The following is a 24660-nucleotide window of genomic DNA, read 5'->3' on the forward strand; positions in this document are numbered from 1 at the left end:
CCGTGCCCCCGGCCCCCGTCCCCGCCCGCTCCAGCAGCCGCCCCGCCGCCGAGGTCGCCGGGGCCGGCACGTCCGCCGAGCGCAACCGGACCAGCAGCGCCAGCGACACGGCGGCGGCCCCCCACGGCACCGTGCACAGAGCCGTCGCACCCGGCACCGTACGGACCGAGGGCGCGTCGTCCGGGTCGGCCGAGGGCCAGGGCGCCACACAGACCACCGCGTGCGGGGTGTCCGCCCGGGTGCCCAGCGCGCTGCGCAGTTCCGTCACCGCCATGTCCCGCTGCCAGTCCCGCTCGGCGGTCAGCACCGCCCGCAGCTCCCGGCTCAGGTCCGCGCCGTGCTGCGCCTCGTCGGCGAGCAGCGCGCCGATCCGCGCCGTGACCTCCATGGCCGCCGTCAGCTGCCGCTCGGTCGGGCCCGGGTCGGTGTCCAGGAGCCACACGTAGCCGAGGACCACACCCCGATGGCGCACCGGCAGACAGGTGCGCCCCCGGTACACCCCCGCCTCGGGCGTCGGCGGGATGCGGACCGGGCCGGTCGCCCGGGTGATGCCGAAGCTCTCGAACCACGCCCGGACCGCCGCGGTGGAGCGCCGGGTGAGGATCGAGCGGGTGCGCACCGGGTCCAGGACGGAGGGGTCGAGGTCGCCCTCGCTGTCGTAGGCGCCGAAGGCGATCAGCTCGAAGTCGCGGTTCTCCAGGGTCGCGGGCGCGCCCAGCAGCTCGGAGACCTCGTCGACCAGCTCCTGGTAGTCACCACGGGTACCACCGGTGCCTGCGGAACCTCTGGAATCGGACGTCACCCGGGCATTCTGCCGCAAAGACGCGCGCCCTTCATACATCTGTCTGAGATCCGCGGCACGGATGCGTGACAGCTGTCGATGGCCGACGATCGGGAGGATCCTTAGATTTCACGGTGGTTCTCCGTGCCGTTCCCCCTTCGTCGGGCAGCGGCCCCTGTGTTGGTTGGTAAGTGGAGGTGCCCCGTGCTGGGTCCCGTGATTCTCGCCGCGTCGCGCAGCGACCGGATGCGTCGTCTCGTCTCGGCCGCGCCCGTGACCAAGCCGGTCGTCGACCGGTTCATCCCCGGCGAGACGGTCGACCAGATCGTGCCGATCATCCGGGAGCTGACCGATCAGGGCCTGGAACTGACGATGGACGTCGTCGGCGAGGACATCACCACCCCCGCGCAGGCCGAGGCCGCCCGGGACGCCTACCTGGAGCTGATCGACCGGCTCAAGCCGCTGGAGCTGGGCACCCGCGCCGAGATGTCGGTGAAGCTGTCCATGTTCGGCCAGGCGCTGGACGGCGGCCACGAGCTGGCCCTGGGCAACGTCCGCCCGGTGGTGGAGGCCGCCGCCGAGATCGGCACCACGGTCACCCTGGACGCCGAGGACCACACCACCCTCGACTCGATGTTCGCCATCCACGAGGAGCTGCGGAAGGACTTCCCGCAGACCGGCTGCGTCATCCAGGCCTACCTCTTCCGCACCGAGGCCGACGCGCGCCGGCTCGCGGACAGCGGCTCTCGCGTACGGTTGGTGAAGGGCGCCTACAAGGAGCCCGCAGAGGTCGCGTACCAGCAGCGCCACGAGATCGACAAGGCGTACGTCCGCATCCTGCGCACGCTGATGGAGGGCGAGGGCTACCCGATGATCGGGTCGCACGACCCGCGCCTGATCTCCATCGGCCAGGAGCTGGCCCGCACCGCCGGGCGCAAGCTCGACGAGTACGAGTTCCAGATGCTGTACGGCATCCGCGGCGACGAGCACCTGCGGCTCGCCGCCGAGGGCCACCGCATGCGCGTGTACACCGCCTACGGCACCGACTGGTACGGCTACTTCATGCGCCGTCTCGCGGAGAAGCCGGCCAACCTCCGGTTCTTCGCCCGCTCGATGGTCACCAAGGGCTGAGCCCGCACCCGCTCGCACAACCCGCTCAGTAAGGAGTTCCGGAACTTATGGACGCTGTGACCCAGGTCCCCACCCCCGTCAACGAGCCGGTGCACGGCTACGCGCCCGGTTCGCCCGAGCGCGCCCGTCTGGAGGCCAAGCTCAAGGAGCTGGCCGACAACCCGATCGACCTGCCCTGCACCATCGGCGGGGTGAAGCGGATGGGCGGCGGTGAGCGCTTCGACGTCGTGCAGCCGCACAACCACAAGTCCCGCCTGGGCACGTACGCCAACGCCACCCAGCAGGACGCCCAGGACGCGATCGACGCCGCCCTGGCCGCCGCCCCCGCGTGGCGCGCGATGTCCTTCGACGACCGCGCGGCGATCATCCTGCGCGCCGCCGAGCTGCTGTCGGGTCCGTGGCGCGAGACCATCGCCGCCTCCACCATGCTCGGCCAGTCCAAGACCGCCCAGCAGGCCGAGATCGACAGCCCCTGCGAGCTGATCGACTTCTGGCGGTTCAACGTCCACTACGCCCGCAACATCCTGGCCGAGCAGCCCCCGGCCAACTCCCCGGGCGTGTGGAACCGCATGGACCACCGCCCGCTGGAGGGCTTCGTCTACGCGATCACGCCGTTCAACTTCAGCGCGATCGCGGCCAACCTGCCCACCGCCCCGGCCCTGATGGGCAACGTCGTGGTGTGGAAGCCGTCCCCGACGCAGACCCACGCCGCCGTGCTGCTCATGCAGCTCCTGGAGGAGGCCGGACTGCCCAAGGGCGTCATCAACCTGGTCACCGGCGACGGCATCGCGGTCTCCGAGGTCGCCCTGGAGCACCGGGACCTCGCGGGCATCCACTTCACCGGCTCGACCAAGACCTTCCAGCACCTGTGGAAGACGGTCGGCAACAACATCGAGAAGTACCGCACCTACCCGCGCCTGGTCGGCGAGACCGGCGGCAAGGACTTCCTGGTCGCCCACCCGAGCGCGGACCGCGCGGTGCTCAAGACCGCGCTGACCCGCGGTGCCTTCGAGTACCAGGGCCAGAAGTGCAGCGCCACCTCGCGCGCGTACATCCCGGCGTCCATTTGGAACGACGGGTTCAAGGAGGAGTTCGCCGCCGAGGTCGACTACCTCACCATGGGTGACGTCACCGACCTGTCGAACTTCCTCGGCGCCGTCATCGACGAGCGGTCCTTCGCCAAGAACAAGGCCGCCATCGACCGCGCCAAGGAGGACGAGACCTGCACCATCGTCGCGGGCGGCTCCTACGACGACTCGGTCGGCTACTTCGTCCGCCCGACCGTCGTCGAGTGCACCGACCCGGAGAACGAGGTCTTCCGCACCGAGTACTTCGGCCCGTTCCTCGCCGTGTACGTGTACGACGACAGCGCCGACGACGCGTACGACGCGATGCTGACCCAGATGGAGGCGGTGTCGGACTACGCGCTCACCGGCTCGGTCATCTCGGGCGACCGCGCGGCGGCGGCGTACACGATGGAGAAGCTGCGCTACGCGGCCGGCAACTTCTACATCAACGACAAGTCGACCGGCGCCGTCGTCGGCCAGCAGCCCTTCGGCGGCGGCCGTGCCTCCGGCACCAACGACAAGGCGGGCGCCCCGCAGAACCTGATGCGCTGGACGCTGACCCGCGCCATCAAGGAGACGCTGGTCCCGCCGACCGACTACACCTACCCGCACATGGGCTGACACCCGCGCGCAGGACGCCCGGGGGGCCAGGTCGACCGACCTGGCCCCCCGGGCGTTTTCACAGTTGGGAGCGGTGTGGGCGAAGCCGCCGTCTCAGATAGTAGGAAGTCCGAGTAATTGTGGAGACAGAAGCGGTGCGCTCCCTTAACTTTGTAGGAGCCGAACGTCCCGCTCGATCGAGCGAATGGCGGTCGTGAGCCGTGCCCGTGCAGGCAACCCCTGCGGCACCGTGCTTCCCGCCCCTTCCGGCGTCTCCCCGTACCACTCGCTTTCCGCGCTCTTTTTGTGCCGAAGGAGTCGATTCCCATGGCCGAGACGACCGTCCGCCGCCGAGTCCGCCACCTCTCCCGTACCAGCGACTCCGACCGCAAGAACGCCGCGGCCGCCCTCCAGCGCTCCCTCGACCGCCGGGACAACGGCGGCGCCACCGGCCACTGAGCCGCGCGGACGGCAGGGGCGTCCGCATGGCGGACGCCTCATGTCATCCCGTGGGACGAGGGGTAGGGTGCCGTCATGTCTCGCAGCCTCAATCTCGCAGTGATTCCCGGTGACGGCATCGGCCAGGAGGTCGTGGCCGAGGGTCTCAAGGTCCTCTCCGCCGTCCTTCCGCAGGATGTGAAGCTGGAGACCAAGGAATTCGACTTCGGCGCCCGGCGCTACCACGCCACCGGTGAGACCCTCACCGACGCCGACCTCGACGCCCTCAAGGCGCACGACGCCATCCTGCTCGGCGCGATCGGCGACCCGTCGGTGCCGTCCGGCGTGCTGGAGCGCGGCTTCCTGCTCAAGCTCCGCTTCGCCTTCGACCACCACGTCAACCTGCGGCCGAGCAAGCTCCTGCCCGGCGTCGCGACCCCGCTGGCCGGTCAGCCCGAGATCGACTTCGTCGTCGTCCGCGAGGGCACCGAGGGTCCGTACACGGGCAACGGCGGCACCATCCGCAAGGGCACCGAGCACGAGGTCGCCACCGAGGTCTCCGTCAACACGGCCTTCGGCGTCGAGCGCGTCGTCCGCGACGCCTTCGCCCGGGCCCAGGCCCGCCCCCGCAAGAAGCTCACGCTGGTCCACAAGAACAACGTGCTGACCTTCGCGGGCCACCTGTGGACCAATGTCTTCCACCAGGTGGCCGCCGAGTACCCCGAGGTCACCACCGACTACATCCACGTCGACGCCGCGACCATCTACCTGGTCACCGACCCGGCCCGCTTCGACGTCATCGTCACCGACAACCTCTTCGGCGACATCATCACCGACCTCGCCGCGGCCGTCTCCGGCGGCATCGGCGTCGCCGCCAGCGGGAACATCAACCCGTCCGGCGACTTCCCCTCGATGTTCGAGCCGGTGCACGGCTCCGCGCCCGACATCGCCGGCCAGGGCAAGGCCGACCCCACCGCCACGGTCCTGTCCGTCGCCCTGCTGCTGCGCCACCTCGGGTACGAGGACGAGGCGGCCCGGATCGAGGCAGCCGTCTCGGCCGACCTCGGCGAGCGCGGCGGCCTGCCCGCCCGGAGCACCTCCGAGATCGGCGACGCACTCGCCGTACGCGTAGCCGGCTGACCCGGCGCGCTCGAAATCCAACCTTTCGAAGCCGCCGGGTCCGAAATACAAGGCACCCGGCGGCTTTCTCCTGCGTCCGCCAGGTGCGACCATCGAACCCTGGGCCGCATTCACCCCGTTTCACCCGTCGCGGGCCGCGCGCGATAATCGAACGCGAAGCCGCGACCTGAGGGAATGCTCGGACGTCCTAGCACCGGCCACCGGCCGTACGGGCGTGACCGCGGCCCGTCACAACACACACCGGTGAAGGACAGCCACCCATGACGACGCCCACGATCGAGCTCAAGCCCTCCGCCAACCCGCTCTCGGACTCCGAGCGCGCGGCGATCCTGGCCAACCCCGGGTTCGGCCGCCACTTCACCGACCACATGGTGACGATCAAGTGGACCGAGGGCCGCGGCTGGCACGACGGCCAGCTCGTGCCGTACGCCCCGCTCTCCCTCGACCCGGCCACCATGGTCCTGCACTACGCGCAGGAGATCTTCGAGGGACTGAAGGCCTACCGGCGGCCCGACGGCTCCGTCGCCACCTTCCGCCCGGAGAAGAACGGCGCCCGCTTCCAGGCGTCCGCGCGCCGCCTCGGCATGCCCGAGCTTCCGGTGGACACCTTCATCGAGGCCTGTGACGCGCTGGTCGGGCAGGACGAGAAGTGGGTCCCGGCGCACGGCGGCGAGGAGTCGCTCTACCTGCGCCCCTTCATGATCGCCACCGAGGTCGGCCTGGGCGTCAAGCCGGCCAACGAGTACCTGTTCCTCGTCATCGCCTCCCCGGCCGGCGCCTACTTCCCGGGCGGCGTCAAGCCGGTCTCCATCTGGGTCTCCGAGGACCGGGTCCGCGCCGTCCCCGGCGGCATGGGCGACGCCAAGACCGGCGGCAACTACGCGGCGTCCCTGCTCGCCCAGGCCGAGGCCGCCACCAAGGGCTGCGACCAGGTCTGCTACCTCGACGCCATCGAGCGCAAGTGGGTCGAGGAACTGGGCGGCATGAACCTGTACTTCGTGTACGGCAACAAGATCATCACGCCCACCCTCACCGGCTCCATCCTGGAGGGCGTCACCCGCGACTCCCTGCTCACCGTCGCCCGCGACCTCGGCTACGAGGCGGAGGAGGGCCGCGTCTCGGTCGACCAGTGGCAGCGCGACTCGGAGAACGGCACCCTCACCGAGGTCTTCGCCTGCGGCACCGCGGCCGTGATCACGCCCGTCGGCACGGTCAAGCGCGCCGGCGCGGAGTGGCGGCAGAGCAGGGGCGAGACGGGTGAGGTGACGCAGCGGCTGCGGGACGCGCTGCTCGACATCCAGCGGGGAACTGTCGCGGACGTGCACGGGTGGATGCACACGCTGGCCTGACGGCCCCGGCATGGGGGCGGGCCTCGCCGGGGGCTCCGCCCCCGGACCCCCGCTCCGGCCTGAACGGCCTCGTCCTCAAACTCCCCCAGAGGGGGCACCCCCAAGCGGGCTGAGTTCGTCGACCCCGGGCTCTTCCGGCGAGTCGGCCCGGGGCTGCGGCAACAGCACGTACACCACCCCGCCCACCAGCCCCGACAGCAGGAAGCTGCAGTCCACCCCGCCGGTGAGGGACAGCAGCGGGCCCTCGTACGAGGGCAGGGACACCGCCAGCACGCCGGTCACCGCGCCCACCGCCCAGGCGGCCGTCGCGGGGACGTTCCAGCCGGAGCGGTACCAGTAGATCCCGCCCCGCGCCCGGCGGTTGAAGACCTGGAGGGCGTCCGCGTCGTAGACCCCGCGGCAGCGCACCGAGCCGATCATCGTGATGACCGCCCACGGGGTGCCGATCGCCGTCAGCAGCAGCACGAAGGACGTCATCGCCGACTGCGCCTCCCAGGCGTAGTGCCCGGCGAAGACACAGGCCGTGGCGACGACGGCGACGGCGCAGGTGGCGCGGGCGCGGGAGGCGCGCGGCAGGATGGCGTCCAGGTCCAGGCCCATCGAGTAGAGCATCAGCCCCGCGTTGCCGACCGAGCCTGCCGAGGCGGCCAGCAGCAGCGGGACCAGGTACCAGGTGGGGGAGGCGTCGACCAGCGGGCCCGCGTAGTCCAGGGCGGCACGGGCGGCGTACGCCGTGAACGTGCCGAAGAGCTGCGGGACCAGCAGGCCCAGCATCAGCCCCAGCCAGGTGGCGTGCAGCACCCGGCGGGAGGGGAAGCGGGCCGGGGAGATGTAGCGGGTGTAGTCGCCGAGCAGCGTGATGAAGGCGATCGGCCCGGACAGTCCCGCGGCCACGACGGCCAGCAGCCACGTCGGCCAGAACCCGCCCAGCAGATACCCGCCCGCCTCCGGCAGCGCGGCGGTCGTGAAGTCGGGCGCGTAGGCGATCACGCCCAGCACCAGCAGCGCCGTCATGCCGTAGGCCAGCACCCGGGACATGGCGAGCAGCACCCGGTAGCCGTAGACCGCGCCCGCGACGGTCGCGGCGGCCAGCAGCCCGTAGACGACGGCGTACGTCGCACCGCCCTGCGGCAGGCCGAACAGCCGCCCGAGCACGCCCGCCATCACGTCCCCGCCGATCCACACGGTCAGCGCGGTGTAGCCGAGGGCCAGCAGCAGTCCGACCACCGAGCCGACCAGCCGCCCGCGCACGCCGAACTGGGCGCCGGAGGACGTGGACAGGTTGGTGCCGGTGCGCAGGGAGATCAGCGCCAGCGGGGCCGTGAACACCGTGCCGACGATCGTCCCCGCGACCACCGAACTCACCGACGCCCACCAGCCGAGGCCGAAGGACGGCGGCAGCCAGCCGAAGACGATCACGCCCAGGCAGAGGTTGGACCCCAGCAGGATCGAGACCAGGTCCCGGGGCCCGCTGGTGCGTTCCGCCTCGGGGATGGTGTCGACTCCGCGCTGTTCTATCGGCATGGCTGGTCTCCTTCGACGGCCGCCAGATGTTTAGAGCGACGTTCAATGTGACGTCTGCACCTGCTGCTCGTCAACGGTTCCGTTGCATGTGTTTCGCGCTTAAGGTGATGGCCGTAGTTAGAGTGGTGTTCAAATTTTGGGGAAGTGAGGAGGTGTCGCGGCGTGAGACTGACCCCCACGGAACGTGACCGGCTGCTGCTGTTCGGGGCGGCCGAACTGGCCCGCGCCCGCCGGGCCCGCGGGCTCAGGCTGAACGTGCCGGAGGCGACCGCGCTGATCGCGGACACCGTGTGCGAGGCCGCCCGCGACGGAGCGCGCCTCGCGGAGGCCATCGAGCGCGCCCGGTCCGTGCTCGGCCCGGACGACGTCCTGCCCGGCGTCGCGGACGTGGTCACCGAGGTGCACGTGGAGGCCGTCTTCGACGACGGCTCCCGCCTCGCGGTCGTCACCGACCCCGTCGGGGGTCCGGGGCTCGGCGCGGACGCCCCCGGTGTCCTGTTGCCAGGACACGCCCACGCGGAACCCGAGGCGGCGCTGCGGCTCCCGGTCACCAACACGGCGACCGTGCCGGTCTCCGTGACCTCCCACTTCCACTTCTTCGAGGCCAACCCGCGCCTGGACTTCGACCGGGAGCGGGCCTACGGCATGCGCCTCGCCGTGCCCGCCGGGTCCTCGGTCCGCTTCGGCCCCGGCGAGCGCGTCGAGGTGGGGCTCGTGCCGATCGGCGGCGCGCGCGTCGCCATCGGGTTCGCCGGTCTCGTCGACGGCCCGCTGGACGCGCCGGGCGCCAGGGAAGAGGCCCTGCGCCGGGCCGCCGCCTGCGGATATCTGGGAGCACAGCGATGAGCATCGACCCGTACGCCTACGCCGCCACCCACGGTCCGCGCGCCGGCGACCGGCTCCGCCTCGGCGACTCGGGGCTGGTGATCCGCGTCGAGTCCGACGCCCAGCGCTACGGCGACGAGTTCCTCGCCGGTTTCGGCAAGACGGCCCGCGACGGACTGCACCTCAAGGCGGCCGCCGTCCGGGAGACCTGCGACGTCGTGATCAGCAACGTGGTCGTGATCGACGCGGCGCAGGGCATCCGGAAGGTGTCGATCGGCATCCGCGAGGGGCGCGTCCACGCCATCGGCCGGGCCGGGAACCCGGACACCCTCGACGGCGTCGACGTCGTGGTAGGCACCGGCACCTCGATCGTGTCCGGCGAGGGCCTCGTCGCCACCGCCGGGGCCGTGGACACCCACGTCCACCTGCTCTCCCCGCGCATCATGGAGGCGTCGCTCGCCTCCGGCGTGACGACGATCATCGGCCAGGAGTTCGGCCCGGTCTGGGGCGTCGGCGTCAACTCGCCCTGGGCCCTGAAGCACGCCTTCGGCGCCTTCGACGCCTGGCCGGTCAACATCGGCTTCCTCGGCCGGGGTTCCTCGTCCCACGACGCCCCGCTGATCGAGGCGCTGGCCGAGGGCGGGGCGTCCGGCTTCAAGGTGCACGAGGACATGGGCGCCCACACCCGCGCCCTGGACACCGCGCTGCGCGTCGCCGAGGAGTACGACGTCCAGGTCGCCCTGCACAGCGACGGCCTCAACGAATGCCTCTCCGTGGAGGACACCCTCCGGGTCCTGGAGGGCCGCACCATCCACGCCTTCCACATCGAGGGCTGCGGCGGCGGACACGTCCCCAACGTGCTGAAGATGGCCGGCGTCCCCAACGTCATCGGCTCCTCCACCAACCCCACCCTGCCCTTCGGCCGGGACGCGGTCGCCGAGCACTACGGCATGATCGTCTCCGTCCACGACCTCAAGACCGACCTGCCGGGCGACGCCGCCATGGCCCGCGACCGCATCCGCGCCGGGACCATGGGCGCCGAGGACGTGCTGCACGACCTGGGCGCCATCGGCATCACCTCCTCCGACGCGCAGGGCATGGGCCGGGCCGGCGAGACCGTCCGCCGCACCTTCGCCATGGCCGGCAAGATGAAGGCCCAGTTCGGCGCCGAGGGCGACGACGACAACGCACGCGTCCTGCGCTACATGGCCAAGCTGACCATCAACCCCGCCATCGCCCACGGCCTCGCCCACGAGGTCGGCTCCATCGAGGTCGGCAAGCTCGCCGACATCGTGCTGTGGCGCCCGGAGTACTTCGGCGCCAAGCCGCAGCTGGTCCTCAAGTCGGGCTTCCCGGCGTACGGGGTGGTCGGCGACCCGAACGCGGCCACCGACACCTGTGAACCCCTCGTCCTCGGCCCCCAGTTCGGCGCGCACGGCGCCACGCCCGCGGAGATATCGGTGGCCTTCGTCGCCCAGGCCGCCCTCGACCAGGGGCACGACACCCTGCCGACCCGGCGCCGCCGGGTCGCCGTGCGCGGCACCCGCGGCATCGGCCCCGCCGACCTGCGCCTGAACTCCCGTACCGGCGCGGTCGACGTCGACCAGCGCACCGGCCTGGTCACCCTCGACGGCGACCCGCTGCGTTCCGAACCGGCCGAGTCCGTCTCGCTCAACCGCCTCTACTTCCTCTGACGCTCCTCCGACCTCCAGGGACACCCCCCATGACCTTCCGCATGCCCCCCGAGTGGGCCCCGCACGAACGCACCTGGATGGCCTGGCCCGGCCCCAACGCGACGTTCACCGACGCCGAGGAGCTGGCCGGGGCCCGCGCGGCCTGGGCCTCCGTCGCCCGCGCGGTGCGCCGTTTCGAGCCGGTGACGATGGTGCACGGGCCCGGCCAGGGCGACACCGCGCGCGAGCTGCTCGGCCCGGACGTCGACCTGGTGGAGCGCGAGCTGGACGACGCCTGGATGCGGGACATCGGCCCGACCTTCGTGACGGACGGACAGGGCGGGCTGGCCGCCGTGGACTGGGTGTTCAACGGCTGGGGCGCCCAGGACTGGGCCCGCTGGGAGCACGACTCCAAGATCGCCCGGCAGGTGGCGGACCTCGCCGCCGCCCCCGTGCTGAGCAGCGCACTCGTCAACGAGGGCGGCGCGATCCACGTCGACGGCGAGGGCACGGTCCTGCTGACCGACACCGTCCAGCTCGGCTCCGGCCGCAACCCCGGCTGGACCCGCGAGGAGGTCGAGGCGGAGATCCACGCCAAGCTCGGCACCAGCAAGGCGATCTGGCTCCCGCACGGCCTGGCCGGCGACTACGGCAGGTACGGCACCCAGGGCCACGTCGACATCGTCGCCGCCTTCGCCCGGCCGGGCACCGTCGTCGTGCACAGCCAACGCGACCCCCGGCACCCCGACCACGAGCGCTCCCAGCTGCACCTGGAGATCCTTCGCGGGCAGACCGACGCCAGGGGCCGCCGCCTGGAGGTCGTCGAGGTTCCCGCCCCGACGGTCCTGAAGGACGAGGAGGGCGACTGGGTCGACTACTCGTACATCAACCACTACGTGTGCAACGGCGGCGTCGTCCTCTGCGCCTTCGGCGACCCGAACGACGAACTCGCGGCGGGCGTCTTCCGCCGCCTGTTCCCCGGGCGGACGGTGACCCTGGTGGACGCGCGTACGATCTTCGCGGGTGGCGGGGGCATCCACTGCATCACCCAGCAGCAGCCGAAGATCTAGGAGTGGACATGGCCGGTGGTGGGCGCAGACAGGCCCCGCCGCGCGAGGACGTGCTCGCCGCCGCCATGGAGATGATCGCCGAGCGCGGCCTGGAGAAGCTCACCATGGCGGCGCTCGGCCGCGAGGTCGGCATGAGCAGCGGCCACCTCCTGTACTACTTCCGTTCCAAGGACGAGCTGCTGCTGCGCACCCTGGAGTGGAGCGAGGGCCGCCTCGGCGCCGAGCGCGGCCGCCTGCTCACCCGGCCCGGAACCGCCCGTGAGCGCCTCGACGCCTACGTCGACCTGTACGTCCCCGACGGCCACCGCGACCCGCACTGGACGCTGTGGCTGGAGGTGTGGAACCGCTCGCAGAACGCCCCCGACGAGGCCCGCGACCGGCAGGCCGCCATCGAGGGCGCCTGGCACCGCGACCTGGTCGCGCTGCTCGCCGAGGGCGTCTCGCGCGGCGAGTTCCGCCCCGTGGACCCCGACCGCTTCGCGTCCCGGCTGCGGGCCCTCCTCGACGGCTTCGCCATCCACGTGGCGATCGGCCTGCGGGGCACGGACCGGGCGCAGGTGCTCGGCCACGCCCGGGAGTTCCTCGCCGAGGGGCTGCTGGCACGGTCCTGATCCGGTCGCCCGTCGCTCGTATCCTGAGACGGGCCCTGGACAGGGGGGCGGAGTGTGCCAGACTGCCCCCGTGCTCTCGTCCGCCATGATTATTGGCAGCAGGCGCGCCGGTCCGCAGTGACCACCAGTACGACCAGGTACGGGTGGACACCGTCGTCCTCGACCCGCGCGCAGACCTCTCGCACCCGCGAGAGGTTTTTCGCTTTCCTGGCCCACCCCGAGCCGGGAAGAGAGCGCGAGGGATCATAGACGGACGGTGGAACCGGTCATTCCGGTAGACCGAGATCCCCAACAGGAGCCTTCAGATCATGACCGCAACCAGCGAACTCGACGATTCGTTCCACGTCTTCGACACCACCCTGCGCGACGGCGCGCAGCGCGAGGGCATCAACCTCACGGTCGCGGACAAGCTGGCCATCGCACGGCACCTGGACGACTTCGGTGTGGGCTTCATCGAGGGCGGCTGGCCCGGCGCCAACCCGCGGGACACCGAGTTCTTCGCCCGCGCCCGGGAAGAGATCGACTTCCAGCACGCCCAGCTGGTCGCGTTCGGCTCCACCCGCCGCGCGGGCGCCAGCGCCGCCGAGGACCACCAGGTCAAGGCGCTGCTCGACTCCGGCGCCGAGGTGATCACCCTGGTCGCCAAGTCGCACGACCGGCACGTCGAACTGGCCCTGCGGACCACGCTGGACGAGAACCTGGCGATGGTGGCCGACACGGTCTCCCACCTCAAGGCGCAGGGCCGCCGGGTCTTCGTCGACTGCGAGCACTTCTTCGACGGCTACCGCGCCAACCCCGAGTACGCGAAGTCGGTCGTGCGCGCCGCCTCCGAGGCCGGCGCCGACGTCGTCATCCTGTGCGACACCAACGGCGGCATGCTCCCGGCGCAGATCCAGGCCGTGGTCGCCACGGTGCTCGCCGACACCGGCGCCCGGCTCGGGATCCACGCCCAGGACGACACCGGCTGCGCCGTCGCCAACACCCTCGCCGCCGTCGACGCGGGCGCGACCCACGTGCAGTGCACGGCCAACGGCTACGGCGAGCGCGTCGGCAACGCCAACCTGTTCCCGGTCGTGGCCGCCCTGGAGCTGAAGTACGGCAAGCAGGTGCTGCCCGAGGGCCGGCTGCGCGAGATGACCCGCATCTCCCACGCCATCGCCGAGGTCGTCAACCTCACCCCCTCCACGCACCAGCCCTACGTGGGCGTCTCCGCCTTCGCGCACAAGGCCGGCCTGCACGCCTCCGCGATCAAGGTGGACCCGGACCTCTACCAGCACATCGACCCCGAGCTGGTCGGCAACACCATGCGGATGCTGGTCTCCGACATGGCCGGCCGCGCCTCCATCGAGCTCAAGGGCAAGGAACTCGGCATCGACCTCGGCGGCGACCGCGAACTGGTCGGCCGGGTCGTCGAGCGGGTCAAGGAGCGCGAGCTGGCGGGCTACACCTACGAAGCCGCCGACGCCAGCTTCGAGCTGCTGCTGCGCGCCGAGGCCGAGGGCAGGCCGCTCAAGTACTTCGACGTCGAGTCCTGGCGCGCGATCACCGAGGACCGCCCCGACGGCACCCACGCCAACGAGGCCACGGTCAAGCTCTGGGCCAAGAGCGAGCGCATCGTCGCCACCGCCGAGGGCAACGGCCCGGTCAACGCCCTGGACCGGTCGCTGCGGGTCGCCCTGGAGAAGATCTACCCGGAGCTGGCCAAGCTCGACCTGGTCGACTACAAGGTCCGCATCCTGGAGGGGGTGCACGGCACCCAGTCCACGACCAGGGTCCTCATCTCCACCACGGACGGCACGGGGGAGTGGGCCACGGTGGGCGTCGGGGCGAACGTCATCGCCGCCTCGTGGCAGGCCCTGGAGGACGCGTACACGTACGGGCTGCTGCGGGCGGGGGTCGCGCCCGCCGAGTGAGCCGGGCGCTCCATGGGCCGGCGCTCGATCGGTCCGCGCTCGATCGGTCCGCGCTTTATGTCTGATTGAGGTCCATTCGGGTACGTTCGAACGTATGAAGGGCGTTCGTGCTCAGGTCCTCATTCGCCTCCTGGTCGTGCCGGTCGTCGCAGCGCTGGCGGTGCTGCTGGCCGGTGCGCCCGGCGCGCAGGCGCAGACCGACGTCTCGGAGATCGGCGCGGCCCTGCGGGAGAGTCCGGTGTACGTGGACCCGGCCGCCTCCGACCTGCTGTCCAAGTCGGACGCGGACGCGCTCGCGGACAAGATCGAGGACGCGGGCGAACCCGTCTTCGTGGCGGTCCTCCCGGCCGGCTACCCGACCGAGAACCTCTTCCAGAACCTCCGTACCGACACCGGCATCACCGGGCTGTACGGCGTCCGCCTCGGCGACCGCTTCGACGCCCGCGCCGACAGCAGTGTGCTGAGCCGCCAGGGCGTGCGGAACCTGGTCACCGCCGTGCAGGGCGCGGGCGACCCCAAGGCCCAGCTGAACGACTTCGTGGACGACGCGCTGCGCAGCGTGCGCGGCTCGGCCCCCTCGTCCTGGGACTCCGGCGGCGGCTCGGCGCCCACCGGTGCCCTGATCACCGCGGGCGCGGTGGTGGTGGTCGGCGGCGCGGGCGTCTACGCGCTCTCCCGGCGTAACCGCCACCGCCGCGAGCAGGAGCAGCGGGCGGCGCTGGAGCGGCTGCGGGTGGTGGTCGACGAGGACATCACGGCGTTCGGCGAGGAACTGGACCGCCTGGACTTCCACCCGGCGGAACCGGGTGCCGACGACGCGATGCGGGCGGACTACGAACGCGCTCTCGACGCCTACGAGCAGGCGAAGACGTACATGGCGGACGCCGGCAGACCGGAGGACGTGCGGGCCGTCACCCAGGCGGTGGAGGACGGCCGGTTCTCGCTCGCCCAGCTCGCCGCCCGCCGCGAGGGCAGGCCGTTGCCCGAACGCCGGCCGCCCTGCTTCTTCGACCCGCGCCACGGCCCGTCGGTCGCGGACGCCACCTGGACCCCGCCGGGCGGCACCACCCGGCAGGTCCCGGTGTGCGCCGCCGACCGGGCCCGGCTGTCCGACGGCCGGGATCCGATGATCCGCGAGGTGGACACCGACTACGGCCGCCGTCCCTACTGGGACGCGGGCCCGGCCTACGGTCCCTGGGCGGGCGGCTACTTCGGCGGCGGCATCCTGCCCGGACTGCTGGTCGGCACCATGCTCGGCAGCATGATGGCGGGCCCCGCCTACGGAGCCGGTTACGGCACCGGGTACGGCGACTTCGGCGGTTACGAGGGCGGCGACGTCTCGGGCGGCGACTTCGACCCCGGTGACTTCGGGGGCGGCTTCGGCGGCGGCGGCGATTTCGGCGGCGGCGGGGACTTCGGCGGCGGCTTCTGAGGCGCCCGGCGGGGGTCAGCGCCTGGCCGGCTCCGGCCTCTCGGCCGCCGGACGGTCCGCGCCGGACCGCACGGGCCGCCGCCTCCGGTCCGCACCGCCCCCGCGCCGGACGACGAGCACGGCCACGAGGCCGACCGCCAGGCCGAGGGTGGTCTGGACGCCGAAGGGCTCACCGAACATCAGGGCGCCCCACACGGCCGTGACCGGGGCCATGAGGAACATCAGGGTGTTGACCTCGGTGATGCCGGACCGGCGCAGGATCAGCCAGTACAGGCCGTAGCCGCCGAAGGTCGGCAGCACCACCAGCCAGGCGGTCGCCAGCCAGAACGAGGACCCGGCGGGCGGTGTCGCCGCCCCGACGCCCAGGGCCAGGCCGGAGAAGAGGACGGCGCTGGTCGCACAGTGGATCGTCAGAGCGACGCGGGGCGCGACCGGCTCCCGGGTGCGGCTCTCCAGGAAGGTGGCCGCCACCAGCGAGAGCATCCCGAGGAACGGGACGAGATACGCCCACCAGGCCACTTGCGCCCCCGCCGCCCCGGCGTCCGCGAGGGTCACCGTGGCCACACCCGACAGCCCGAGCCACAGTCCGAGCCACTGCCCGCGGGAGACGTACTGCCGCAGCAGGGGACCGGCGAGCGCGCCGGCGACGAGTGGCTGGACGCCGTCGATCAGGGCGGTGGTGCCGCTGGAGACCCCCAGCTCGATGGCGTAGTAGACGCTGAGCAGATAGCCGCTCTGCGACAGGGCGCCGATGGCGATCTGGCGGCCGGTGCCCCGGAGCGTCAGGCCCCGCCAGGCCGTCCGGGAGACCGCCGCGGCGGCGATCAGGACCACGGCGAGCGGCAGGAAGCGCCACATCAGGAGGGTGGGCGTGGCAGCGGTCTCCGCACCGAGCTTGGCGCCGATGAAGCCGGAGCTCCAGCACAGTACGAAGGCGCCCGAGAGCAGGGCGTTCATGTCGACTCCCTCCCGAGTAGACAGATCGGTTTAGTAGTCTCGGGTGCCCACTATACAGACCGGTATACTTGGGGGCATGGGCCAAGAGGAGAAACCGCGCCGCGTCCGGATGACACCCGGCGCGCGCCGGGCGCTGGAGGCCGCCGAGCGGCTGTTCTACGCGCACGGCATCCATGCCGTGGGTGTCGATCTGATCGCCGCCGAGGCCGGGGTGACCAAGAAGACGCTGTACGACCGGTTCGGCTCGAAGGAGCAGATCGTCGTGGAGTACCTCGCCGGGCGCGACGAGCGGTGGCGGGACCTGCTCGCCGCGCGGCTGGAGGGGGCGGGGGAGGACGCGGGCGCCCGGGTCGAGGCGGTCTTCGAGGCCTCGCGCGCGTGGTCGGCGCGGTACGGCGCCAAGGGGTGCAGCATGATCAACGCGTATGCGGAGATCAGCGACCCGGACCATCCGGCGTACCCGGTCATCACCGGCCAGAAGCGGTGGATGCTGGACCTCTTCACCGGCCTGGCCCGGGAGATCGACGCGGCCGGTGCGGACCGGCTGGCGCGGACGCTGATGCTGCTGCACGAGGGGGCGCTGGTCGCCCACGGGCTGGGCGTCGTCCCCGACCCCTTCGGTACCGCCCTCGATCAGGTGCGGGAGCTGCTGCGCGGGTGAAAAGGGGCGGCGCACGGGCGGGGCGCCCCGCTACGGTGAGCCGATGCCGCCCACCACCGCGCTCCTCGTCATCGACATGCAGAACACCACGGTCGCCATGGCGCACCGGGCCGCCGAGACGGTCGCCGCGATCGCCGGACTGAGCGAGCGGGCCCGGGCGGCCGGGGTCCCGGTGGTGACCGTGCGGCAGCGGGACGCGGACATGGTCCCCGGGACGGAGGGCTGGCGGGTCGTGCCCGAGCTGGCTCCGCGGGAGGGGGAGCCGGTCGTGGACAAGACCACCCCGGACAGCTTCCTGGACACTGACCTCGACGCGATCCTGACGGCGCTCGGGGTCACCGAGGTGATCGTGACGGGGTTCGCCACGGAGATCTGCGTGGACACCACGGCGCGGCAGGCGCTGAGCCGGGGGTACGACCTGGTCGTCGTCGCCGACGGGCACACCACCTCGGTGCGCACCGCCGCGGACGCCGACGACCTCGTTCCGGCGGACCGCTCGATCGCGCAGTACAACGCCGTCTACCGCATGATCGGCTGGCCCGGCCGCCGTATCCGGGTCCGGGCCGCCGCCGAGGTGGACTTCGGCGCCCCCGTGGGGGCGCGGGACGTCAGGCCTGCCTGATCGCCGAGATGTCGAAGTTCAGCTTGATCTTGTCGGAGACCAGCACGCCGCCCGTCTCCAGGGCCGCGTTCCAGGTGAGCCCCCACTCCGAGCGCTTGATCTCCGCCTTGCCCTCGAAGCCGACGCGCTCGTTGCCGAACGGGTCCTTGGCGGCGCCGTTGAACTCCAGGTCGATGGTGAGCGGCTTGGTCGTGCCGAGGATCGACAGGTCACCGGTGATGCGGTAGTCGTCGCCGCCCAGGGACTCCGCCTTGGTGGAGCGGAAGGTCATCGTCGGGTGCTCGCCGGTGTTGAAGAAGTCCGAGCTCTTCAGGTGGCCGTCACGGTCGGGGGAGCCCGTGTCGATGCTGTCCATCGTGATGTCCAGGGACGCCGTGGAGCGGGACGGGTCGGTGCCGTCCAGGTGCAGCGTGCCGGTGAAGTCGAGGAACTTGCCCTTGACGTTGGTGACCATCGCGTGGCGGGCCGTGAAGCCGATCGTCGTGTGGGCGGGGTCGACGGTGTAGTCGCCGGTCAGGGTGGAGAGGTCGGGGGTGGTGGTCATGGTGTCCTCCGGGGAAGGTCCTTGAAGTTGAATGTTCAACCAGTCTAACGACTTCGACTCTAGAGCTATTCCGCGCCGCCATCAACCACCCGCGCCGCACGTGTTGCGGCGCCGTTCCCCTAGCGCCCCCGGCGTGATAGACGGCATGAGCATGACCCCACAGCGTCCCACCGCCCCCACCCGCCGCGCGGTCCTGCTCGCGGCGGCCGCGGCCGCCGCCCTCACCTCCGTCCCCCGTGCCGCGGCCGACCCCTACGACGGCCTCCGCCGTCGCTGGCTGGAGATCGCCCTCGGCACCGGCTACGACCCGGCCGCCGAGCCGTACGCCTCCCGTCTCGCCGAGACCGGCGCACGCGCCCGCGAGCACCGCGCCACCATGGCCCCCACCGCCACCTCCCTGTGGCCCGGCCACCCCTTCGACCCGCCCGCCGGGATCACCTTCGCCTACGGACGCCTGTGGACGATGACCGAGGCGTACGTGCAGGAGGGCACCGGCTCCACCGGCGACCCCGCCCTCCTCGCCGACATCCTGCGCGGCCTCGACCACCTCTCGGCCACCGTCTACAACCCCGCCACCACCCGCTACGGCAACTGGTGGGAATGGCAGATCGGCAGCCCCCGGCTCCTGATGGACATCACGGCCGCCCTGTACGACCACCTGGGCACCGATCGTGTGACCGCCGCCTGCGCCGCCGTCGACCACTTCGTCCCGGACGCGATGCTCGGCGACTACACCGGCACCTCCACCGGTGCCAACCGCGTCGACCTGTGCCGCTCGGTCGCCCTGCGCGGCGTCCTGGGCCGGGCCCCCGCCAAGCTCGCCCTGGCCCGCGACGCCCTCTCGCCGGTCTTCCCGTACGTCACCAAGGGCGACGGGCTCTACGCCGACGGCTCCTTCGTCCAGCACACCTGGGTCGCCTACTCGGGGACGTACGGCCAGGTCATGCTGGACGGCCTCGGCCGGCTGTTCACCCTGCTGGCCGGCTCCGAGTGGGAGGTGACCGACCCGGGCAGGCAGATCGTCCTGGACAGCGTGGAGCACGCCTACGCGCCCCTGATCCACGACGGACTCGTGATGGACACCGTCAACGGGCGGGCCGTCAGCCGGGGTTACCTCCAGAGCGACGACCTGCACGTCATGCGCAGCGACCACTTCCACGGCCAGCAGATCATCGCCGCCATGGCGGTCCTCGCGGGCGGCGCGAGCGACGCCGAGCGCGAGCGCTGGTACGCCCGGATAAAGGGCTGGATCGAACGGGACACCGTCACCCCGCTCCTGACCGCGCCCCAGTTCCCGGTCGCCGACCTGGCCCGGCTGCACGCGATCGCCGACGCGCCCGGCGAGGCCGCCCCCGAACCCGCCGGGCACCACCTCTTCGCGGCCATGGACCGCGCCGTCCACCGCCGCCCCGCCTTCACCGCGGGCCTCGCCATGGCCAGTGACCGCATCGCCCACTACGAGTGCGGCAACGGCGAGAACCCGCGCGGCTGGCACACCGGCGCGGGCATGCTCACCTGGTGGGCGAACGGGACCACCGCCGACCAGTACACCGACTGGTTCTGGCCCACCGTCGACTGGTACCGGCTGCCCGGCACCACCGTCTCCACCAAGCGCCTGCCCGACCGCGCGGGCGGTGAGTGGGGCGAGCCCACACCGGACGTGCGCTGGGTCGGCGGCACGACCGACGGCGCGTACGCGGCCGTGGGGCAGCACCTCAAGGGCCTGGGCTCGACCCTGGAGGCCCGCAAGTCCTGGTTCTTCCTCGACGACGCCGTGGTCTGCCTGGGCGCCGGCATCACCTGCGCGGACGGCGTCCCGGTCGAGACGGTCGTGGACAACCGCAACCTGGGGGAGGGCGGCGACCAGGTCCTCGCCCGCGGCCGGAACTGGGCCCACCTGGAGGGCCACGGCGGCTGGATCGTGCCCGGGGGCGGCCTGCGGACCCTGCGCGAGGACCGCGCCGGCGCCTGGTCCGACATCAACACCACCAGCACGACCGAGCGCCGCACCCGCCGCTGGCAGACCCTCTGGCTCGACCACGGCACCGACCCGTCCGACGCCGGCTACGTCTACACCGTCATGCCGGGCGCCTCCCGAGCGGCCGTCGCCCGCCGCGCAGCCGACCGCCGCCGGCTCACGGTCCTCGCCAACGACGCCCGCCGCCAGGCGGTGACCGTCCCCTCCCTCGGCCTCACGGCCGCCAACTTCTGGCAGGCCGGCACGGCGGGCCCGCTCACCGCCACGGCCGGGTCGAGTGTGCTGGTCCGCCGCCGGGGCCGTACCGCTACGCTCTGCGTGAGCGAACCGCCGCGCACGGGAGAGCCCCTGGAGATCATCTGGGACCACCCGGTGCGAGCGGTGCCGCGGGCCGACGACACGGTCGAGATCCTCGCGACGGGCCGTCGGCTGCACCTCCGGGTCACTCCAGGGGTGGTATGCGCCACCCATGAATGTGAGGTGACTCTCAGCTGACGGCTTTGTGCGACCTCTACAAGATGGAGACCCCCTGAGCAGTCGAAAAGGCTGCATGCGGTGGGGGTTCTGTTCAGTGCTACCAGGAAAACGGGCCGGAGACTGTACGGAGTCGACGGCTCGCAATCCTTGGTCGGGTTCGTAGAGTCGCTACATGACCGTTTTGGATGAGGCGCCGGGTGAGCCGACGGACGCGCGCGGGCGAGTGGCCGAGCTGCACGAGATCCGTGCGCAGGCGCTGGCCGGACCGAGCGAGAAGGCGACGGCGGCGCAGCACGCCAAGGGCAAGCTGACGGCGCGTGAGCGGATCGAGCTGCTCCTGGACGCGGGTTCCTTCCGCGAGGTCGAGCAGCTGCGCCGGCACCGGGCGAACGGCTTCGGCCTGGAGACCAAGAAGCCGTACACCGACGGTGTCATCACCGGCTGGGGCACGGTCGAGGGCCGCACGGTCTTCGTCTACGCCCACGACTTCCGGATCTTCGGCGGTGCGCTGGGCGAGGCCCACGCCACGAAGATCCACAAGATCATGGACATGGCCATCGCGGCCGGTGCCCCGCTGGTGTCGCTGAACGACGGCGCCGGCGCCCGGATCCAGGAGGGCGTCAGCGCCCTCGCCGGCTACGGCGGCATCTTCCAGCGCAACACCAAGGCGTCCGGGGTCATCCCGCAGATCAGCGTGATGCTCGGCCCGTGCGCGGGCGGCGCGGCCTACAGCCCCGCCCTGACCGACTTCGTCTTCATGGTCCGCGACACCTCGCAGATGTTCATCACGGGCCCCGACGTGGTCAAGGCGGTCACCGGCGAGGAGATCACCCAGAACGGCCTGGGCGGCGCGGACGTGCACGCCGAGACGTCCGGCGTGTGCCACTTCGCCTACGACGACGAGGAGACCTGCCTCGCCGAGGTCCGCTACCTCCTCTCCCTCCTCCCGCAGAACAACCGGGAGAACCCGCCCCGCCACGAGTCCTCCGACCCCGCGGACCGCCGCTCGGACGTGCTGCTCGACCTGGTCCCGGCGGACGGCAACCGCCCCTACGACATGACCAAGGTCATCGAGGAACTCGTCGACGAGGGCGAGTACCTGGAGGTCCACGAGCGCTGGGCCCGCAACATCATCTGCGCCCTGGCCCGCCTGGACGGCCAGGTCGTCGGCATCGTCGCCAACCAGCCGCAGGCCCTGGCCGGAGTCCTGGACATCGAGGCGTCGGAGAAGGCCGCGCGCTTCGTCCAGATGTGCGACGCCTTCAACATCCCGATCATCACCCTTCTGGACGTACCCGGCTTCCTGCCCGGCGTCGACCAGGAGCACGGCGGCATCATCCGCCACGGCGCCAAGCTCCTCTACGCCTACTGCAACGCGACCGTGCCCCGGATCTCGCTCATCCTGCGCAAGGCGTACGGAGGTGCTTACATCGTCATGGACAGCCAGTCCATCGGCGCCGACCTCACCTATGCCTGGCCGACCAACGAGATCGCCGTCATGGGCGCGGAGGGTGCCGCCAACGTCATCTTCCGCCGGCAGATCGCCGGGGCCGAGGACCCCGAGGCCATGCGGGCCCGCATGGTCAAGGAGTACAAGTCCGAGCTGATGCACCCCTACTACGCGGCCGAACGCGGCCTGGTCGACGACGTCATCGACCCCGCCGAAACCCGCGAGGTGCTGATCAAGTCCCTGGCGATGCTCCACACCAAGCACGCCGACCTGCCCTCCCGCAAGCACGGCAACCCGCCGCAGTGATCCGAGGAGCCACCTCCATGTCCACTCCCGACATCCGCGTCGAGAAGGGCCACGCCGAACCCGAGGAAGTCGCCGCCATCACGGCCCTCCTCCTGGCCCGCGCCGCCGCCCGCCCCGCCGAGATCGCCCCGACCCACGGCGGCGGCCGAGCCCGCGCGGGCTGGCGCCGCCTGGAACGCGAGCCGGGCTTCAGGGCGCCGCACAGCTGGCGCTGACCCGAGCAACAAGTGAGGCCCCTCCACTCGGAGGGGCCTCTCTTGTTACGCCGGGCTCGGTGAACGCCCAGGGGCGCGGGGAACTGCGCGACCAGCCACGTACTGCCCGCACCCGGCGACGAAACCGCCCCCGGCGGCCCAGTGGCCGCAGGGGGCGTCGCGCAACCCGGCGCTGACGGGGTGCCGCCTGCGCCCACCCGTGCCGCCCCAGCGGCACGATGGCCCGCAAGAATGCGGCGCAGCCCTCAGCGCAACCGCGCCATCAGCGCGTGCTCCACGAGAGTGATGAGCGCAGACTTCGCGTCGGCGCGGTGCCGGGCGTCCGTCGTGATGATCGGGGTGTCCGGGCCGATCTGCAGCGCCTCCCGGACCTCGTCCGGGTTGTACGGCTGCTGACCGTCGAAGCCGTTGAGCGCGATGACGAACGGCAGGCCGCTGTTCTCGAAGTAGTCGACCGCGGGGAAGCAGTCGGCGAGCCGCCTCGTGTCGACCAGGACGATCGCCCCGATGGCGCCGCGCACCAGGTCGTCCCACATGAACCAGAACCGGTCCTGGCCGGGCGTACCGAAGAGGTACAGGATCAGGTCCTGGTCGAGCGTGATGCGTCCGAAGTCCATGGCGACCGTCGTGGTCGTCTTGTCCCCCGTGTGGGTGAGGTCGTCGATGCCCGCCGACGCGGATGTCATCACGGCCTCTGTGCGCAGCGGATTGATCTCCGAGACAGCGCCGACGAACGTGGTCTTGCCCACGCCGAAGCCGCCCGCCACCACGATCTTCGCGGAAGTGGTGGAGCGGGAAGGACCGCCGCTAGAGCTTGCGAAGTCCACTGAGCACCCTTTCGAGCAGTGTCACGTCTGGCTGGCCGCCGGCGCTCTCGTCGCCGCCGGGCTGATGGATGGCGACCAGTCCCGCCTCCGCCAAGTCGGCGACGAGGATCCTGGCCACGCCGAGAGGGATCGTCAGGAGGGCCGAGACCTCGGCCACCGACTTGATCTCCCGGCAGAGATTGCAGATCCGCTGATGCTCGGGCAGCTGGCCCTGCATCTGGTGCGGCTGCGCGGTGGTGTGCACCAGCGCCTCGATGGCGAGCTGGTACCGGGGCCTGGTGCGGCCGCCCGTCATGGCGTACGGGCGCACCAGGGGGTTGTTCGACGCCCCGGCGGGCGCCGGCTCAGGGGTGCGGCGCTGCGGCTGCACGGGCTGGATGCGCGGAGCATGCGGCTGGTCGTACGGCGAAGGGCCGGGGCCCTGCGGCGCGTACGGCTGCCGGTGACTCGGCACGGAGGGGTAGCCGTATCCGTGCGTCGAGCCGTCGCCTTGGCCCTGACCAGGGCCGTACGACCAGTTGCCCGATGACGGACCGCCTGGGGGTGTTGCCACTTTTTCCTCCTCCGACTGTGCCTGGCACCCATCGCTGTGGAGCCGCGTCCCGAAACTTTACGGCCACGGGACGCCAAAACGCACCGTCTGTCCTTTAGTTGAGAAGGCTCCCTTGGAGCTCAGCCCGCAGATCGGGAGTCAAAACCGTGCCCGCACGGTCCACCAGAAGGGCCATCTCGTACCCAATGAGACCGATGTCCGCCTCGGGGTGTGCGAGAACCGCGAGGGACGAGCCGTCGGAGATGGACATGATGAAGAGGAATCCGCGCTCCATCTCCACAACCGTCTGGTTCACGCTGCCGCCCTCGAAGATGCGCGAGGCACCGGCGGTCAGCGAGGTCAGGCCGGAGGCGACGGCCGCGAGCTGATCGGCTCGGTCGCGAGGAAACCCTTCGGACATCGCCAGAAGGAGTCCGTCGGCGGAGACCACCACCGTGTGGGACACCCCCGGGGTGTTGTCCACGAAGTTGGTGATCAACCAGTTCAGGTTCTGCGCCGCCTGGCTCATCGGGCTCA

Annotated in this window: 23 protein-coding genes; 16 read left to right on the forward strand and 7 right to left on the reverse strand. The window is 71.6% G+C overall.

Annotation, left to right across the window (positions count from 1 at the left end):
* On the reverse strand, window positions 1-841 hold an 841-nt coding region (locus tag BZZ08_RS31755; RefSeq protein ID WP_241965617.1), incomplete at its 3' end, for a PucR family transcriptional regulator.
* A gap of 144 nt (window positions 842-985) precedes the next feature.
* On the opposite strand from BZZ08_RS31755, the gene BZZ08_RS31760 reads away from it, so the two are divergent.
* The 5 genes from BZZ08_RS31760 to BZZ08_RS31780 all read left to right on the forward strand — a co-directional run bounded on the left by BZZ08_RS31760 (window position 986) and on the right by BZZ08_RS31780 (window position 6506).
* Window positions 986-1912 carry a proline dehydrogenase family protein gene (locus tag BZZ08_RS31760; protein WP_104635662.1) on the forward strand — a complete coding sequence of 309 codons (927 nt, stop codon included), beginning with the start codon at window positions 986-988 and terminating at the stop codon, window positions 1910-1912.
* 47 nt (window positions 1913-1959) lie between these two features.
* The gene (gene pruA / locus BZZ08_RS31765) at window positions 1960-3600 is read left to right on the forward strand and encodes an L-glutamate gamma-semialdehyde dehydrogenase (protein ID WP_104635663.1); all 1641 of its coding nucleotides are present in this window, start codon (window positions 1960-1962) and stop codon (window positions 3598-3600) included.
* Window positions 3601-3906: 306 nt separating this feature from the next.
* Window positions 3907-4038 (forward strand): hypothetical protein, encoded by a 132-nt coding sequence (locus tag BZZ08_RS39885; RefSeq protein ID WP_011030289.1) that lies wholly within the window; start codon window positions 3907-3909, stop codon window positions 4036-4038.
* Window positions 4039-4113: 75 nt separating this feature from the next.
* Complete coding sequence (locus BZZ08_RS31775) at window positions 4114-5157, forward strand: 3-isopropylmalate dehydrogenase (RefSeq protein ID WP_104635664.1); 1044 nt, start codon at window positions 4114-4116, stop codon at window positions 5155-5157.
* A gap of 260 nt (window positions 5158-5417) precedes the next feature.
* Window positions 5418-6506 (forward strand): branched-chain amino acid aminotransferase, encoded by a 1089-nt coding sequence (locus BZZ08_RS31780; protein ID WP_104635665.1) that lies wholly within the window; start codon window positions 5418-5420, stop codon window positions 6504-6506.
* 75 nt (window positions 6507-6581) lie between these two features.
* Here the strand turns inward: BZZ08_RS31780 and BZZ08_RS31785 are convergent, their stop codons facing one another.
* On the reverse strand, window positions 6582-8030 hold the full coding sequence (locus BZZ08_RS31785) for a cytosine permease (RefSeq protein ID WP_104635666.1): 1449 nt from the start codon (window positions 8028-8030) through the stop codon (window positions 6582-6584).
* A 162-nt stretch (window positions 8031-8192) separates the two neighbouring features.
* Here BZZ08_RS31785 and ureA point away from each other — a divergent pair, with 162 nt between their 5' ends.
* The 6 genes from ureA to BZZ08_RS31815 all read left to right on the forward strand — a co-directional run bounded on the left by ureA (window position 8193) and on the right by BZZ08_RS31815 (window position 15554).
* Complete coding sequence (gene ureA / locus BZZ08_RS31790) at window positions 8193-8876, forward strand: urease subunit gamma (protein WP_104635667.1); 684 nt, start codon at window positions 8193-8195, stop codon at window positions 8874-8876.
* Window positions 8873-10549, forward strand: a complete 1677-nt coding sequence (locus BZZ08_RS31795) for an urease subunit alpha (RefSeq protein WP_104635668.1) — start codon at window positions 8873-8875, stop codon at window positions 10547-10549. Before ureA ends, BZZ08_RS31795 begins: the two co-directional genes overlap by 4 nt.
* A 29-nt stretch (window positions 10550-10578) precedes the next feature.
* On the forward strand, window positions 10579-11598 hold the full coding sequence (locus BZZ08_RS31800; RefSeq protein WP_104635669.1) for an agmatine deiminase family protein: 1020 nt from the start codon (window positions 10579-10581) through the stop codon (window positions 11596-11598).
* Window positions 11599-11606: 8 nt separating this feature from the next.
* Complete coding sequence (locus tag BZZ08_RS31805) at window positions 11607-12209, forward strand: TetR/AcrR family transcriptional regulator (protein ID WP_104635670.1); 603 nt, start codon at window positions 11607-11609, stop codon at window positions 12207-12209.
* A 308-nt stretch (window positions 12210-12517) separates the two neighbouring features.
* Window positions 12518-14122 carry a citramalate synthase gene (gene cimA / locus BZZ08_RS31810; RefSeq protein WP_104635671.1) on the forward strand — a complete coding sequence of 535 codons (1605 nt, stop codon included), beginning with the start codon at window positions 12518-12520 and terminating at the stop codon, window positions 14120-14122.
* Between the two features lie 94 nt (window positions 14123-14216).
* A complete protein-coding gene (locus tag BZZ08_RS31815; protein ID WP_104635672.1) occupies window positions 14217-15554 on the forward strand; it encodes a hypothetical protein in 1338 nt (445 codons plus the stop codon).
* A gap of 15 nt (window positions 15555-15569) precedes the next feature.
* Here BZZ08_RS31815 and BZZ08_RS31820 read toward each other — a convergent pair whose 3' ends face one another.
* Window positions 15570-16511, reverse strand: a complete 942-nt coding sequence (locus BZZ08_RS31820) for a DMT family transporter (protein WP_104635673.1) — start codon at window positions 16509-16511, stop codon at window positions 15570-15572.
* A 76-nt stretch (window positions 16512-16587) separates the two neighbouring features.
* Here BZZ08_RS31820 and BZZ08_RS31825 point away from each other — a divergent pair, with 76 nt between their 5' ends.
* Window positions 16588-17172 carry a TetR/AcrR family transcriptional regulator gene (locus tag BZZ08_RS31825; protein ID WP_104635674.1) on the forward strand — a complete coding sequence of 195 codons (585 nt, stop codon included), beginning with the start codon at window positions 16588-16590 and terminating at the stop codon, window positions 17170-17172.
* A 43-nt stretch (window positions 17173-17215) separates the two neighbouring features.
* Complete coding sequence (locus tag BZZ08_RS31830) at window positions 17216-17794, forward strand: cysteine hydrolase family protein (protein WP_104635675.1); 579 nt, start codon at window positions 17216-17218, stop codon at window positions 17792-17794.
* Here the strand turns inward: BZZ08_RS31830 and BZZ08_RS31835 are convergent.
* The gene (locus BZZ08_RS31835) at window positions 17781-18338 is read right to left on the reverse strand and encodes a YceI family protein (protein WP_104635676.1); all 558 of its coding nucleotides are present in this window, start codon (window positions 18336-18338) and stop codon (window positions 17781-17783) included. The two genes, BZZ08_RS31830 and BZZ08_RS31835, sit on opposite strands and share 14 nt — an antisense overlap.
* Before the next feature lie 151 nt (window positions 18339-18489).
* Here BZZ08_RS31835 and BZZ08_RS31840 point away from each other — a divergent pair, with 151 nt between their 5' ends.
* From BZZ08_RS31840 to BZZ08_RS31850, 3 genes are all read left to right on the forward strand, one after another.
* Window positions 18490-20811 (forward strand): polysaccharide lyase 8 family protein, encoded by a 2322-nt coding sequence (locus tag BZZ08_RS31840; protein WP_104635677.1) that lies wholly within the window; start codon window positions 18490-18492, stop codon window positions 20809-20811.
* Between the two features lie 154 nt (window positions 20812-20965).
* Complete coding sequence (locus BZZ08_RS31845; RefSeq protein ID WP_104635678.1) at window positions 20966-22549, forward strand: acyl-CoA carboxylase subunit beta; 1584 nt, start codon at window positions 20966-20968, stop codon at window positions 22547-22549.
* Window positions 22550-22566: 17 nt separating this feature from the next.
* The gene (locus BZZ08_RS31850; RefSeq protein ID WP_059302326.1) at window positions 22567-22764 is read left to right on the forward strand and encodes an acyl-CoA carboxylase epsilon subunit; all 198 of its coding nucleotides are present in this window, start codon (window positions 22567-22569) and stop codon (window positions 22762-22764) included.
* A gap of 245 nt (window positions 22765-23009) precedes the next feature.
* Here the strand turns inward: BZZ08_RS31850 and BZZ08_RS31855 are convergent, their stop codons facing one another.
* The 3 genes from BZZ08_RS31855 to BZZ08_RS31865 form a co-directional block, all read right to left on the reverse strand.
* On the reverse strand, window positions 23010-23591 hold the full coding sequence (locus BZZ08_RS31855) for a GTP-binding protein (protein WP_009314218.1): 582 nt from the start codon (window positions 23589-23591) through the stop codon (window positions 23010-23012).
* Window positions 23572-24144 carry a DUF742 domain-containing protein gene (locus tag BZZ08_RS31860; RefSeq protein ID WP_104635679.1) on the reverse strand — a complete coding sequence of 191 codons (573 nt, stop codon included), beginning with the start codon at window positions 24142-24144 and terminating at the stop codon, window positions 23572-23574. Before BZZ08_RS31860 ends, BZZ08_RS31855 begins: the two co-directional genes overlap by 20 nt.
* Before the next feature lie 94 nt (window positions 24145-24238).
* Complete coding sequence (locus BZZ08_RS31865; protein ID WP_004983065.1) at window positions 24239-24652, reverse strand: roadblock/LC7 domain-containing protein; 414 nt, start codon at window positions 24650-24652, stop codon at window positions 24239-24241.
* Window positions 24653-24660 lie beyond the last annotated feature (8 nt).

Origin of the sequence: Streptomyces sp. MH60, assembly GCF_002939385.1 — a bacterium.
Lineage (GTDB): Bacteria > Actinomycetota > Actinomycetes > Streptomycetales > Streptomycetaceae > Streptomyces.

What these genes read in the sequence shown, in the direction of transcription:
- BZZ08_RS31830 (WP_104635675.1), top strand. Translation starts at nt 17,216, where the DNA reads ATGCCGCCCACCACCGCGCTCCTCGTCATCGACATGCAGAACACCACG.
- BZZ08_RS31825 (WP_104635674.1), top strand. Translation starts at nt 16,588, where the DNA reads ATGGGCCAAGAGGAGAAACCGCGCCGCGTCCGGATGACACCCGGCGCG.
- BZZ08_RS31835 (WP_104635676.1), bottom strand. Translation starts at nt 18,338, where the DNA reads ATGACCACCACCCCCGACCTCTCCACCCTGACCGGCGACTACACCGTC.
- BZZ08_RS39885 (WP_011030289.1), top strand. Translation starts at nt 3,907, where the DNA reads ATGGCCGAGACGACCGTCCGCCGCCGAGTCCGCCACCTCTCCCGTACC.
- BZZ08_RS31815 (WP_104635672.1), top strand. Translation starts at nt 14,217, where the DNA reads ATGAAGGGCGTTCGTGCTCAGGTCCTCATTCGCCTCCTGGTCGTGCCG.
- BZZ08_RS31850 (WP_059302326.1), top strand. Translation starts at nt 22,567, where the DNA reads ATGTCCACTCCCGACATCCGCGTCGAGAAGGGCCACGCCGAACCCGAG.
- pruA (WP_104635663.1), top strand. Translation starts at nt 1,960, where the DNA reads ATGGACGCTGTGACCCAGGTCCCCACCCCCGTCAACGAGCCGGTGCAC.
- BZZ08_RS31840 (WP_104635677.1), top strand. Translation starts at nt 18,490, where the DNA reads ATGACCCCACAGCGTCCCACCGCCCCCACCCGCCGCGCGGTCCTGCTC.
- BZZ08_RS31800 (WP_104635669.1), top strand. Translation starts at nt 10,579, where the DNA reads ATGACCTTCCGCATGCCCCCCGAGTGGGCCCCGCACGAACGCACCTGG.
- BZZ08_RS31795 (WP_104635668.1), top strand. Translation starts at nt 8,873, where the DNA reads ATGAGCATCGACCCGTACGCCTACGCCGCCACCCACGGTCCGCGCGCC.
- BZZ08_RS31805 (WP_104635670.1), top strand. Translation starts at nt 11,607, where the DNA reads ATGGCCGGTGGTGGGCGCAGACAGGCCCCGCCGCGCGAGGACGTGCTC.
- BZZ08_RS31845 (WP_104635678.1), top strand. Translation starts at nt 20,966, where the DNA reads ATGACCGTTTTGGATGAGGCGCCGGGTGAGCCGACGGACGCGCGCGGG.
- BZZ08_RS31780 (WP_104635665.1), top strand. Translation starts at nt 5,418, where the DNA reads ATGACGACGCCCACGATCGAGCTCAAGCCCTCCGCCAACCCGCTCTCG.
- BZZ08_RS31820 (WP_104635673.1), bottom strand. Translation starts at nt 16,511, where the DNA reads ATGAACGCCCTGCTCTCGGGCGCCTTCGTACTGTGCTGGAGCTCCGGC.
- BZZ08_RS31785 (WP_104635666.1), bottom strand. Translation starts at nt 8,030, where the DNA reads ATGCCGATAGAACAGCGCGGAGTCGACACCATCCCCGAGGCGGAACGC.
- cimA (WP_104635671.1), top strand. Translation starts at nt 12,518, where the DNA reads ATGACCGCAACCAGCGAACTCGACGATTCGTTCCACGTCTTCGACACC.
- BZZ08_RS31775 (WP_104635664.1), top strand. Translation starts at nt 4,114, where the DNA reads ATGTCTCGCAGCCTCAATCTCGCAGTGATTCCCGGTGACGGCATCGGC.
- BZZ08_RS31865 (WP_004983065.1), bottom strand. Translation starts at nt 24,652, where the DNA reads ATGAGCCAGGCGGCGCAGAACCTGAACTGGTTGATCACCAACTTCGTG.